Origin of the sequence: Streptomyces sp. NRRL S-646 (genome assembly GCF_000720765.1) — a bacterium.
In the GTDB taxonomy this organism is placed as follows: Bacteria; Actinomycetota; Actinomycetes; order Streptomycetales; family Streptomycetaceae; genus Streptomyces.
In genome coordinates this window covers 18187-30739 of the sequence record NZ_JODC01000008.1, presented here as the reverse complement: position 1 = coordinate 30739, position 12553 = coordinate 18187, and the positions used below count along the sequence as shown (strand labels likewise).

Below are 12553 nucleotides of genomic sequence, written 5' to 3'. Positions count from 1 at the left end.
CGTACTCGCTGTCGGTGACGTGTTCCGGCCAGTCGACGTCGTCGGTCTCCCACAGGGCGATGTGGGCCATGCAGTGGTCGGGAGCGGCACCGTGCCGGTGTTCCCAGCCCGGCGGGGTCCGGATCACGTCGCCGGGGTGGGCTTCGAGGATCTTCCCGCCACGGGCCTGCGGCAAGGCCCTGACCGACCTCATCGGCGAACTCGTCCCCCGCAGCGAGGACTTCCGCACCGCCTGGGCCAGGCACAACATGCGCCTGCACTACACCGGCCTCAAGCACATCAGGCTGCCGGCCGGCTGGGCCGCCACGGCCGACGGGGCACTGCTGCAGGGGGTCCCGGACCAGCCCGCCCCGTCATCCACCCGACCCGTCAACGAGGCGCAGGTGACGATAATCGGTTGTCTGTCCGTGAGGGTGGTGGATGCAATGTGCGGCATGATCACCCAGGTGCGCCCGCCGCGGCGAGATGATACGAACGCGAATTACCGGGCTCTGCCACTCTGCGATCCGGGCCGGCTGCAGCCGCATCGCCGCTCGGGAGAGGCCGCCGCATGAATACGCCACTCTCGCCACCCGGATCGGCGCGGACCGAAGGATCCTCCGTCCGGATCGGCGCTCTCGTTCCCCTGACCAGGCCCGGCTGGGTCGAGGCAGGTCAACACTTGCTCGCCGGGCTCGAGTTGGCCGTCCGCGACGTGAATGACGCCGGTGGGATCGGCGGAAGGCCACTTGAACTGGTGGTCCGGGACACCGCGGCTGATCCGCACAGGGCGTCGGCGGCCGTGGACGAACTGGCCGGCCTGGGCGTGGCCGCCCTGGCGGGTGAGTATCACAGCGTCGTCGCTCGCACCGCTGCCGCCAGGGCCGACGCCCTCGGCCTGCCGTACCTCTGCTCGTCAGCGGTTCTCGACGCGCTCACCGAACAGCCGACGCGATGGGTCGCGCGCCTCCCCCCACCGCAGTCGCGCGGCTGGCGGACCTACGCGGACTTCCTCCTCGGCGCGGGCCACAGTCGTGTCGCCGTGGCAACCCAGCCGAGTGTCTACTGGGCAACCGGGACCCGCATTCTGCGCGAGTACCTCGCTGCACGCGGCGGCACCGTCATCGAACTCGACATGAGCGCGCTCACCCCGGCGGCCGTGTGCGACGAACTCGTCGAGAATCGTGCGACAGCCCTCCTTCTTCTGGTCGGCCACCCGGAGCCGGCCGTGCCCCTCGTCAAGGCCGTCCGCCGCGACCGGCGCCTCGCCGAGATCATGACGGGTGCTCCGGCCGGGCAACCTGAGTTCGCGGAATGGGCGACGCTGCTGGGTGACGACGGCGCCGCGATCCCGTTCCTGCGCTACCTGCCCGAGCGCCTCAGCCCCCTCGGTGCACGGGTCGAGACGGCCCTCCGTGACCGGCTGGCCGAGGCGCCTTCCTTCGTCGCCTTCGAGGGCTACGACACAATCGCCGTCCTCGCCGACGTGCTGCGCTCCCACGGCGCGGACCGGGCGCGCACCGCCGAATCCTGGCCGCGCGTCGCAGTCGAAGGCACCCGCGGGCTGATCCGGTTCTCCCGCACGCCGGGCATCAGCGTGTGGCAATGGGCCGGGACGCCGATCCAGGTCGTTGATCGGGATCCGGTGGAGCCTGATCGCTTTCGGGTCCTGCACACCGGCTGAGGGAGCATCAAGGAAGGATCTCGATGTACCCGTCGGTTCCGTGCACGCGGATCCGCTGCCCGTCCCGGATCAGCCGGGTGGCCTGCTCCACTCCGACGACGGCCGGCAAGCCGTACTCGCGGGCGATCACTGCGCCATGGGTCATCAGGCCGCCGACCTCCGTCACCAGGCCCGCGATTCCGACGAACAGCGGTGACCAGCTGGGGTCCGTGAAGCGTGTGACCAGGATGTCGCCCGCTTCGAGCTCGGCCTGCGCCATGTCAAGGATGACGCGGGCCCTTCCCTCGACGGTCCCGGCGGAAACCGGCAGGCCGATCAGGGCGCCGGCCGGTACGTCGTCGCGCCGGTACGCCCCGGTGACGGCCTCACCGTCCGAGGTGAGCACGCGGGGCGGTGTGAGCGCTTGGTACGACCGGAACGCGTCCCTGCGCTGCTGGATGAGCTGGTCATCCACCTGGTGCGAGCGCACGACCTCGTGGAGTTCCTGGAACGTGAGGTAGAAGATGTCCTCCTGCTCAGGGAGCACGCCTGCCTGCACGAGCCGCTCGGCCTCCGCCAGCAGGGCCCGCTTGTAGACGAAGTAGCGGCTGATGATGCCGTACTTCGGGTACTCCCGGTACCCGATGAAGGCTCGGACCTGGTCGATCATCCGCTTGGTCTCGTCGGCTTTCCGGTCCCCGTCCGGCAGGGCTCGCAAGCGTGACAGCACGTCCTGTTCCTTCTGCTGCGCCCTGTGCCGCCCCTGCTCGAAGCGCCGCTCGGCAGCACCCGGTTCGAAGTTCCGGACGTTGTCGAGGATCACGGGCACGAGCGTGCTGGGGCGCTCGCGCCAACGCGGCCTCGTGATGTCGATCTCGCCCACACAGCGCATCCCGTACCGGTCGAGGTAGGCCTCGATGGCATCGCGCGCTTCGGCCCCGCCCGCGAGCTTCCCCAGATCGTCCAGGAAGTCCTCGTCCTCGACGCCCTGCAGGAACGCCACCACCTCCGGATGCGGGCGGATCACATCGGCGACGTCGAGCAGCTCCAGTCCCATCTCCGAGGTGACGTTGTCGGGGGCGGACAGCGTGAGCGTGTCGGCTGCGTTCTTCTCGCCCAGCCATTCCTCCAGCTTGTCGTTGAGCCACCACGTGGCCTCCATCCCCGCCATGATCGCCTGCATGTTCAGCGGATCACTGAGGACTCGCTTGTGCTCCTCGAAGGCCTCCAGCAGGAAGTCGAACAGCGCCGGTCCGGTCCTGGTCCGGATGTCGCGCTCCAGGGCGGCGATGGACGCCCGGCTGCGCTCGATCAGCTCGCCGACGATGGCGGGATCGGCCTCGGTCGGAAGGGACGCGCCGCCGGCCGGCGGCCCGACGGGGCCCGAATCCGGGAGCGACGGGACGAAATCACCGCGCTCCAGGACGGTTTCCAGGGCGTCCCTGATCAGCGGATCGCCTCTGCCCACAAGCTCCAGGAAGCCGGCTCGGCTCGCGGGCGAGGCCAGGCGGCGGGTGGCGTCGACGAAGAGCCTCCCGCCGGCCTCGTGCATCGGCGCCATGGCCGTCAGCTGCCACACGGAGATGCCCAGGGGTTTCATGGGGTCGGTCATCATCTGCTGATGGCCGACGGAGAGGTAGACGTGATTCTCCTCGTCGCCGCTCTCGGGGACGGGGAACAGCGTGGTGATCGGCCGACTCTGGACGATCTGGAATCCATCGTCGACCAGGCACCATTCGATGTCCTGCGGGTGGCCGAAGTGCGCCTCGATCCGCCGCCCGAGCCGCACGAGTTCCACGACCTGTGCATCCGTCAGCGCCGGCTGCTCCTGCCGTTGCGAGTCGACCGCGACTTCCTGCGTACCGCCGGCCGGCAGTGCATGAACGGCACGCTGTTTTGCGGCGATCGTCCTGGTGACGACTTCGCCGTCCTGCACCTTGAAGACGTCCGGGTTCACCAGGCCGGAGACCAGGGCCTCGCCGAGGCCGAAGCCGGCGTCCACGGTGGCGACCTTCCGGTTGCCCGTGACCGGGTCGGCCGTGAACAGGATGCCCGCGGCATGCGGAAAGACCATCCGCTGCACGACCACGGCCATGTGGACCGTCCGGTGGTCGATGCCGTTCCGCTGACGGTAGGTCACGGCCCGCTCCGTGAAGAGGGAGGCCCAGCACCGGCTGACGTGCTGCAGGATTGCCGTCGGCCCCATGACGTTCAGGTACGTGTCCTGCTGGCCGGCGAACGAGGCCGTCGGCAGGTCTTCCGCCGTCGCGCTGGACCGGACGGCGTAGGCGGCCTGCTCGCCGAGCCGGCCGAGTGCGCGGGTGACCTCCGCCGCGAGATCGGCCGGGATGGCAATCTCCTCGACGGTCCGGCGGATCTGCGCGCTGAGCGTGCGGATCGCCTCCCGGTCGTCGGGGTTGGTGCGGGAGAGTTCATCGAGCCGATCGTCGATCGACGGCGCCTCCGCCATGATCCGGCGGAACGCATGGGTCGTCACGCAGAACCCGCGCGGCACGCGGACGCCTTCGATCCGCGACAGCCCGCCCAAGTGCGCGCCCTTGCCACCGACCACTGCAACCCGCGTCTCGTCCACCTCTTGAAGGTCCAGCACGTACTGCTCGATCACTGCGCTACCTCCGAGGCAGCCGTGCTCCGTTGCGTCCTCATCCCTCATTACTCCCCGTTTCCGCAGGTTGTGGCACCGGCCGACGATTCTGCACCGCGACCGGGGCCTTGCGGCAAGCCCCCCAGTGCGCTATAAGTTGAGAGAGGCAAGGAGAGATCTCTCCTTGCCTTTGTCTTTTGCCGCAACGCTTCCAGGGCCTCCCCGCCGGGGCCTGCGCCGAACACCTCGTCGTCCCGGCCTAGGGCCTGTCTGACAAATGATCACCCGGCTGGTTCGCGGAGCCAGAGGATGAGTGCTGCGAGGCGAAGTCCGGCGCGGTAGCGGTCTGCGAGCTTGTCGAAGCGGGTGGCCACTGCCCGGAATTGTTTGAGGCGGTTGAAGCAGCGTGCGACGACGTTGCGGTGCTTGTAGTCCTCGATGTCGAACGCGGGCGGGCGTCCGCCACGCCCGCCACGTCGTCGTCGGTTGGCGGCCTGGTCGGCCCGTTCGGGAATGGTCACGGCGATGCCGTGGCGGCGGCACCAGGCGCGGATCGCGCGGGAACGAATACGCCTACTGAGCTCTTCGGGCTGTTGTCGGCCGTTGGGTGAGGGTGAGTCCGGTGCCTGTAAGGCAGCCGTCGATGAGGTCGGGGCGGAGCTGGATGTAGCGCAGACCTCGGCGGAGGGTGCGTTCGAGATGCTCGTCGTCGGTGAAGGCGGTGTTGGCCAGCGGGCCACGCCGTAACAGTGACCAGACACCCTCGACTGGGTTCAAGTCGGGTGCGTGGGAGGGCAGTTGCACGATGGTGAGCCAGTCGTGTGCCGCTGCGTACTCACGCATCCCGGCGGCCCGGTGAGTGTTGAGATTGTCCCAGATCAGCACGATCGGGGCATGGAGCTGGATGTGCGCGCGGACGACCAGGTCGCGGTAGTCGCTCCAGGCGAAGGTGTCACGCCCTTTGCCGCGATGCTTGCGGTGGCGGCGCGGCCGGTAGATCAGCCGCGATACCTCGGCCGGCTTGTAGCAGCACATGGCGGCGATCGACCAGCGGCGCCAGGAGCGGCCCCGCACCCGCACCACCGGCGTGTGTCCCCGCCGGCCCCAGGTGCGGGCCCGCGGTGGCGTCATCGAGAACCCGGCCTCGTCCTCGAAGACGATGTACGCGCCCAGCACCGCCGCAGTCATTCCGCCTGCGGCCACACGTCCTTCTTCCACAGGCCCACCGCCTGCTCGTCACGCTCCAGCGCCCGGCGGGCGGGACTCTGCCAGGACCAGCCGTGCCGGTGCAGCAGCCGCCACACCGCCGCCGACGAGCACTCCAGCTGGAACGTCCGGGCGGTCAGCTCCCGGATCCGGGCCAGGGTCCAGCGCTGGTCCTCCCAGCCATGCACGGCTGGCCCCCGCGCCAACTCCTGCTCCAGCTCGGCAAACTGCCCATCGGACAACTTGGGCAGTTTCGCAGGCCCGGTGGAGGCCAGGGCGTCCATCCCGTCCTCCCGCCAGGCACGCCGCCAGCGTTCCACCGACCGCTCGCTCACCCGCAGATCCTTCGCGATCACCGCGGTTCTCCCACCGCGAGCAAACCGCTCGCCGGCCTCGTACCGGATCCGCTCGCGAAACCGACGCCGCTCCGCGGTCAGCCCACCACCCTGCGCGTACCGCATACCACCGGCCTACCGCAGGGATCACCACACGTCACCCCCGACAACAACCCGAAGAGATCAGTAGGTCGCCGGGTGGTCCTGCCACGGCCCGACACCGACGGACGGGGAAGGCCCGAAAGGAGCGCGCGTTGCATGTGACCTGCGGCAAGAGCGGAGCTATCCGCTCCCACGCCGCATCCGTCAACTCCCCACGACCCACCACGACATCAATGATCGCGGTCTCCAACGTCGGGCTCGCATGCAGGGTCCGCCACGAACAGACTCAGCCGATAAGTGGTCGGCTGCACCAGACGCCCGCACAGCGTGTCGACCCGGAGCACCGATCCGTCGATCCGTATTTCCCCAGCCCGAAGACGGCGCACATAAGCCTGCCACTCCGTCTCGTCCTGGGTCTCAAAGATCACTTCCCACCGCCCCGCGCCCACCGCGTCGCGAGCAGCAAGCTGCCGCCTCGCGACCTCTTGCTGCCGCTTCCTCTTCCGCTGTCCTGGCACCGGCCCAGGGTCGCTGGCCGATGCCATCACAGCAAGGCAAATAGCACCAGACACACCCCCCCCGTGGTCATTTTGTCAGAGTCGAGGAGGCCCATCTCGAAGGTCGCCCGTGAACTCCACGGCGAGACACGGCCATCGCGGCCCCACACGCGTACCTGCCAGGCGACCGGCTCGCGGGCGCTGAGGGTGCCGGTGAAGGGGATGTGGGCGGACTGGGACGACACTACTTTGCCCGTCCGCCAGATGTCCGCCCGCCCTGTGCGCAGTGCGTCCGCCGAGCGGGCTGCCCTGATCTCGTAGGCGCTCTGCTCGGCACCGGCCGGCCGCCAGGAGAGAAGGGGCGCGCGGTCGTCGATGCCGATCGGGTCGACCTTGTTGTCCGTCTTCAGGTCCACGGCGGACCGAGCTGCGGCTCTGGGGGTCTGTGGCGCGGCCGGAGCCGGGCCGCAGACGGTGAGTGCCGGCGCGGCCGCGATGGCCGCGGCGGCACTGGTGCGAGTGGTGCCTCTCACCAGGGGTTTCCCTTCGAAAGGAGGGTTTGAATCGTTTCAGTCCAGGGTGTGCAAGAGCCCGCTTCAGCACCAGGGAGTCAACGGAGCCTGCTCGTCAGCCGGTACGCGCCCGACGGCAGCCGGTAGGAAGCCACACCGTCCGCCTGCCCGAGGAACCGCACGCCGTCGACCCGGGCCAGCGGGGTGCGCTGCTCGCGGACGGAGTCGCCCGAGAGCGCCGGAAGACGCAGGGTGGCCTCGCTGTTGGCGGGCACCACAGCCTCGTACGACAGCGCGCCGCCGCCGTCCGTCACCCGCCACTCGCTTCTGATCTCGCCGTACGGCGATTCGTGCGAGCCGGTGACATGGGTGATCCGCCCGGTGGGGTCGAGGTGCGGCTGCAGGAGGAAGTGCTTGAAGCCGGGGCTGTCGGGGTCGCGGGCGATGCCGGCCATGTAGGCGTACATCCACTCCATGACCGCGCCGTAGGCGTAGTGGTTGAAGGAGTTCATGCTGACCGGGCCGAAGCCGGCCTCCTTGGAGTAGGAGTTCCAGCGTTCCCAGACCGTGGTGGCGCCGTTCTTCACCGAGAACAGCCAGGACGGCATCGCATCCTGGTGCAGCAGCTTGTACGCCAGGTCCGAGCGGCCCTCGTCGCTGAGGACCGGGGCGAGGACGTTGACGCCGAGGAAGCCCACGGACAGCGTGTTCTCGGCGTACTTGACCCGGCTGCTGTTCGGGTGCGCCGCCTTGTAGGCCGCGTCGTTGCCGATGTTGTCCGCCAAGTGGCCCACGAGAGCGCGGCGTTGGGCCTCGGTGTCGTAGAGGCCGAGCTTGAGGACCCACAGCAGGGCGGTCTGGGTGTTGTCCTCCGTCTTCTGGTTGGGGTCCGAGCCGGGCTCGATCGGGGAGGCGTCGCCGAGGCTGGACTTCACCGTGACGGTGCCGCCCTCGGTGCTGAGGTACTTGGTGATGAACGCCTTCTTGATGTCGGCGAACAGCTGCTCGTACGTCGTGGCCTCGGCGGGGCGGCCGACGGCTCGGGCCATGCGGCCCATGAGGTGGGCAACGTAGCCGTAGTAGACGTCGCTCATGAGCTGGGCGCTGGTCTTCTGCGGGGCGAGCCAGTCGCCGGTGAGGGAGCCCTGGCCGGCGTAGGTGTCGCCGGTCTGCCGGCGGATCCAGTCGAGGTAGCGGGTCATGGCGGGCCAGCTGCTCTCGATGACGGCCGGGTCGCCGGTCATCTGCCACAGCGTCCAGGGGAGGATGACCCCGCAGTCCGCCCAACCGCTGCCGCCGCCGGGGAAGTTGTAGCGGCCGCTCGGGGCGACCCCGGTGAACTGGGCTTTGTCCTGGCCGTAGATGGTCTGGGAGTCGACCACGGTGTCCTGGAAGTGGCTGAGGAAAGGGCCGGCGTCGGCGTTGTACAGGCCGGTGGTGGAGAACACCTGGGTGTCGCCGGTCCAGCCGAGCCGCTCGTCGCGTTGCGGGCAGTCGGTGGGCACCCAGAGATAGTTGCCGCGCTGTCCCCAACGGATGTTGCTGATCAGCTGGTTGGTGTCGGGGTCGTCCGTGGTGACGGTGCCGGTCTCGTGGCTGGCGGAGGTGGCGACCTTGCCGGTCAGGCCGGTGATCGTGACCGTCTCGGTCGCGGTGACGGACACGTAGCGGAAGCCGTAGAAGGTCAGGGAGTCCTGGTGGGTCTCCCCCGCGCGGTCGCCCTTGAGGATGTAGGTGCTGGTGGCCTTGGCGCTGCGGAGGTTGGCCCGGTAGAGGGAGCCCTCGGGGCCGTCCGCGCCGGAGCTGCTGTCGTTGAGCATCTCGCCGAACTGGAAGGTGACCTGGGCGCCGGCCGGGCCGCGCAGGCTGTAGCGGGGGACGCCCACCATGTTCTGGCCCAGGTCGAAGACTGCGGTGTCGCCGGCGCCGATGGTGACCGGGGAGGAGGCCGCCCGGTGCGGGTCGGTCACGGTCCGGTCGGGGTCGACGACGATACGGCCCCTGCCCTCGCCGGTCACCCCGGTGTAGACGGTGATCGACTGCGGTCGCCGGTCCCAGCGGCTCATCAGCCGGGCGGTCTCGGCCGGGTAGGCGAGCAGGCGGGCGTTCGGGTACTTGGTCTCGTAGGGGACGCGTTCGGTGTCCGACCAGGTGGAGTCGTCGAAGCGGGACGAGGTCCAGCCCGGCAGTTCCTTGCGCGCGTCGTAGGTCTGGCCGTCGTAGATGTCGTCGGTCCGGCAGGGCCCGGTGTCGGTGGCCTTCCACGAGCCGTCCGGCCGGGTGACGACGGACTGGGTCGTGCCGTCGGCGTAGCGGATCAGCAGCTTGGCCTTGAGGGCGAGGGCGTTGCCGTCCTTGGAGTAGTACGTACTGCCGTCGGAGATCCGGCCGTTGTACCAGCCGTTGCCGAGGACGGCCGCCAGGGTGACGGCCTTCTCCCGGGCCAGGAGGTGGGTGACGTCGTAGGTGAGGTAGTTGGCGCGAACGTCGTAGTTCGTCCAGCCGGGGGGCAGCAGTTCGCGGGTGGTGTCGCCGTCCTGTGGGACGGTCACGGGGTGGCCGCTGACGTAGGCGTCGTAGACCCCGAGGGCGGAGATGTACAGCCGTGCCTCGCGGACCCGGCCCCTGAGCGGTGCCTGGGTACGGAGCATCGGTGCGCCGGGCGTGTTGGGCGCCTTGCCCTTCATCCCGATCCACTGGGCGTCGTCCCAGCCGGTGACGCCGTCGGTACTCATCAGGCCGGTCTCGAACCAGGCCACGGGTCCGCTGCCGAGCCGACGCCCTTCGGTGTCCCAGACGGTGACAGTCCAGTAGTAGCGGGTCGAGGCCTTCAGCGGCCCGCCCTGGTAGCGCACGGCCACCGACTCGGAGGAGTTCACGCGGCCGCTGCTCCAGACGTCGGCGCGGTCACTGGTCAGCCTGCCCGGTGAGCTCGCGACGAGGACCTCGTACGCTCCCTGGTTGCGCCCGCGTCCGGCGGACCGCATGCGCCAGCCGAGGCGGGGGTGTGCGGCGTCCACGCCGAGCGGGTCGGTGCGGTGTTCCACGGTCAGTCCGTACACGGCGCCGTCCTCCACGGGGCGAATCGGTGCGGCGTGCGCCATCGCGCCGACGCCCATCACTCCGGCCACCGTGGGCACCGCGCCGGCCGTGGCGGCGAGGACGGTTCTGCGGTGAATGCCCTTCCTTCTCTGTCCGGTGCCGTCTCCTCGCATCTCGGATTCCCTGCCTTCGGTGTTGCGGGTTTCATCGGTCACGCCCTTGTCCTTTCGGTCGTCGGCACGGCATTCACGAGCCGGCCTTGTAGTCGCCGTCCATCTCCTTGAGGAGCTTCTGGGGCGTGGACTGGCCGCTGAAGATCTCCTGGAGGCCGCTCAGCATGGTCTGCTGCACCTTGGCGTTGGGCCAGCGCTGGTCCATGAACGGCACGGTGCGGTTGCTTCGGATGAACTGGGACAGTTCGGTGAGTGAGGGGTCGACCTGGAAGCCGGTGTCCGGGAGCGAGGGCAGGCCGCCCTGCTTCGTGACGAACAGGTTCATGCCCTGCGGCGACATCACGAAGTTCACGAATTTCAGGGCCAGTTCGGGGTTCTTGGCCTTGGCGTTGACGCCGTAGCCTGCGCCCGCCGCGGCCGGGATGAGGGTCTCGGACGGGGTGTCGGTGGCGGGCAGCGCCTTGAGGGTGAAGGTGGCCTTGGGGTTCTTCTGCTTGAGCAGGGCGATCACCCAGTTGCCCTGCACGATGCCGAGGGTCCTGCCGGTGGCGGCGAGTTGCTGGCCGGCCTCGTAGTTGGTGCCCAGCGGGTTCTTCTGGAAGCAGCCCGTCTTCTCCATCGTCAGGTACTTGTCCAGGGCGGTGGTCCATGGCGATGTCGCGAAGGTGACCTGGCCGGACTGCATCTTCTTGTCGAAGTCGGGGTCGTGGCTGTAGACGCTGGTGGCGACCAGGGCGTACAGCACGAGCTGGGTCACCCAGTTGTCCTGGTTGCCCAGCGCGAAGGCGGGGGTGCCCTTGGCCTTGGCGGCCTTGCAGAAGTCCAGCAGCTTGGTCCAGGTGTCGGGCGGGGTCAGGCCTGCCTTCGCCATGGCCTGCTGGTTGTAGACGGCGCCGATGCCGTTCTGCCCGAAGATCGCGTTGTAGGTCTTGCCCTGGTACTGGGCGACGGACTTGATGACCGGGGGCATCTTGGCGGCCCACGGCTGGTCCGAGAGGTCACGCAGGTAGCCGGGTTTGGCCAGGACATAGGTGGCGCCGGGGTTGCCGTTGCCCGGCCAGACGGACATCACGTCCGGGGCGGTGCCGGAGGAGAGCTGGGTGCGGATCTGCTGCTGGTACTGGTCGGCGCCGCTGGTGGTGTAGCGGACCTTGACGCCCGGGTTGGCCTTCTCGAAGGCCTTGACGACGTCCTCGATCGACCCCTGGTCGACGGAGGCGAGCGTCAGCGTCTTCGAGCCGCCGCCGGATCCGCCCGCCTTGGTCCCTCCGCTGCAGGCGGCAAGCAGGGCAGCGACTGTGGTCACGGCGATGGCGGCCGTGACTGTGCGTGTGTTCATGATGTCTCCCTCGAGGAGAAGAAGGCGGGGATCAGCCCCGCAGCCCTCCGGCGAAGCCGTTGATGATGCTGCGCTGCAGCAGGAAGTAGACGAGCAGGACGGGCAGGATGCTGATCACCAGCGCGGCGAAGATGAGGTTCCAGTCGGTGACGTACTGGCCGACGAAACCGGCGATCGCGACCGGCATGGTCTGCTGGGCGCTGCCGCTGAGGTACAGCAGCGGGGTGAAGAAGTCGTTCCAGATCGCGACCGCGTTGAGCACCAGGGCCGTGACGGTGACGGGTTTGAGCATCGGCAGGACGACATGGCGGAAGCCCTGCAGCGGGGTGCAGCCGTCGATGAGGGCGGCGTCCTCGAAGTCGCGGGGCAGGGCGCGCAGGAAGCCGACGTAGAGGAAGACGGTGAAGGGGACTTGGAGGCCGGAGTAGAAGAGGACGAGGGCCCAGGGGGTGCCGAGCAGGCCGAGGTCGCGCATGGTCTGGTAGAGCGGGAGCGAGGCGAGTTGGAAGGGCAGCACCAGGCCGAGGAGGACGAGCAGGTAGGTGCCCCGTGACCAGCGGGCCGTGACGCGGGCCAGCGGGTAGGCGGCGAGGGATGAGACGGCCAGCACGATCACGACGCTGCAGGCCGTCACCAGCACACTGTTGGCCAACGCCCCGCCGAGCGCGCCCTGTTGCCAGGCGTGGGAGAAGTTCCCCAGGGTCGGCGAGGTGGTGGGGTGGATGGGCGAGGAGGTGTCCGAGGCCGGCCGTACGGCCAGGTTGACCAGGACGTAGACGGGGAAGCCGACGAGCAGGGCGACGGCGATCATGGCCAGTTCGAGGGCGAGGGTGCGAGGGCGGTAGCGGTTCACGACGCGGCCCTCTCGCTGCGGGAGAGCACGGCGTACTGGCCGGTGGAGGCGACCGCGACGATGATCGTCAACACGACCGCGAGGGCGATGCTGTAGCCGAACTCGCCGAGGGTGAAGGCGTCCTTGTAGATGAGGGTGGACAGGGTGTCGGTGGCGTGGCCGGGGCCGCCGCCGGTCAACGCGTAGACCTGGTCGAAGAGTTTGATCCCGCCGATGATCGACAGCATCAGGTTGATGGTGAAGGCCG

General features: G+C 69.0%; 9 protein-coding genes and 1 pseudogene. 2 read left to right on the top strand and 8 right to left on the bottom strand.

The genetic code is table 11. The annotated features are described in order from the left end of the window. The first annotated feature begins 59 nt into the window (after positions 1-59). Together IH68_RS59800 and IH68_RS0120105 are read left to right on the top strand one after the other, a co-directional pair. On the top strand, positions 60-554 hold the full coding sequence (locus tag IH68_RS59800) for a hypothetical protein (protein ID WP_420718998.1): 495 nt from the start codon (positions 60-62) through the stop codon (positions 552-554). Then, positions 551-1663: an ABC transporter substrate-binding protein gene (locus IH68_RS0120105; RefSeq protein ID WP_030937107.1), complete on the top strand. Its 1113-nt coding sequence runs from the start codon at positions 551-553 to the stop codon at positions 1661-1663. Before IH68_RS59800 ends, IH68_RS0120105 begins: the two co-directional genes overlap by 4 nt. Before the next feature lie 7 nt (positions 1664-1670). On the opposite strand, the gene rph is transcribed toward IH68_RS0120105, so the two are convergent. The 8 genes and pseudogenes from rph to IH68_RS55355 form a co-directional block, all read right to left on the bottom strand. Beyond that, entirely contained in the window at positions 1671-4268 is a 2598-nt protein-coding gene (gene rph / locus IH68_RS0120100; RefSeq protein WP_030937105.1) for a rifamycin-inactivating phosphotransferase, read from the bottom strand. A 238-nt stretch (positions 4269-4506) separates the two neighbouring features. Continuing rightward, positions 4507-4813 (bottom strand): annotated as a pseudogene (locus IH68_RS49930) (transposase); the annotation flags it as partial. A 7-nt stretch (positions 4814-4820) separates the two neighbouring features. Beyond that, positions 4821-5914 (bottom strand): IS630 family transposase gene (locus IH68_RS59795; protein WP_420718997.1). Its coding sequence is split into 2 segments (ribosomal slippage): positions 4821-5468 and positions 5471-5914, totalling 1092 coding nucleotides; the frame shifts between segments, so codons are not numbered across the junction. Positions 5915-6434: 520 nt separating this feature from the next. Further along, positions 6435-6920: a hypothetical protein gene (locus IH68_RS0120075; protein ID WP_030937095.1), complete on the bottom strand. Its 486-nt coding sequence runs from the start codon at positions 6918-6920 to the stop codon at positions 6435-6437. 77 nt (positions 6921-6997) lie between these two features. Then, positions 6998-10114, bottom strand: coding sequence for an alpha-L-rhamnosidase (locus IH68_RS0120070; RefSeq protein WP_051833674.1), 3117 nt, complete (start codon positions 10112-10114; stop codon positions 6998-7000). Between the two features lie 73 nt (positions 10115-10187). Then, entirely contained in the window at positions 10188-11453 is a 1266-nt protein-coding gene (locus IH68_RS0120065) for an ABC transporter substrate-binding protein (RefSeq protein WP_030937091.1), read from the bottom strand. A 31-nt stretch (positions 11454-11484) separates the two neighbouring features. After that, positions 11485-12306, bottom strand: coding sequence for a carbohydrate ABC transporter permease (locus IH68_RS0120060; RefSeq protein ID WP_030937089.1), 822 nt, complete (start codon positions 12304-12306; stop codon positions 11485-11487). Then, a complete protein-coding gene (locus tag IH68_RS55355; RefSeq protein ID WP_030937086.1) occupies positions 12303-12533 on the bottom strand; it encodes a carbohydrate ABC transporter permease in 231 nt (76 codons plus the stop codon). Before IH68_RS55355 ends, IH68_RS0120060 begins: the two co-directional genes overlap by 4 nt. Between the last annotated feature and the right edge of the window lie 20 nt (positions 12534-12553).

Coding starts and splice junctions, on each gene's coding strand:
- IH68_RS0120105 (WP_030937107.1), top strand. CDS start 551: ATGAATACGCCACTCTCGCCACCCGGATCGGCGCGGACCGAAGGATCC.
- IH68_RS59800 (WP_420718998.1), top strand. CDS start 60: ATGTGGGCCATGCAGTGGTCGGGAGCGGCACCGTGCCGGTGTTCCCAG.
- IH68_RS0120065 (WP_030937091.1), bottom strand. CDS start 11,453: ATGAACACACGCACAGTCACGGCCGCCATCGCCGTGACCACAGTCGCT.
- IH68_RS0120070 (WP_051833674.1), bottom strand. CDS start 10,114: ATGCGAGGAGACGGCACCGGACAGAGAAGGAAGGGCATTCACCGCAGA.
- IH68_RS55355 (WP_030937086.1), bottom strand. CDS start 12,533: ATGCTGTCGATCATCGGCGGGATCAAACTCTTCGACCAGGTCTACGCG.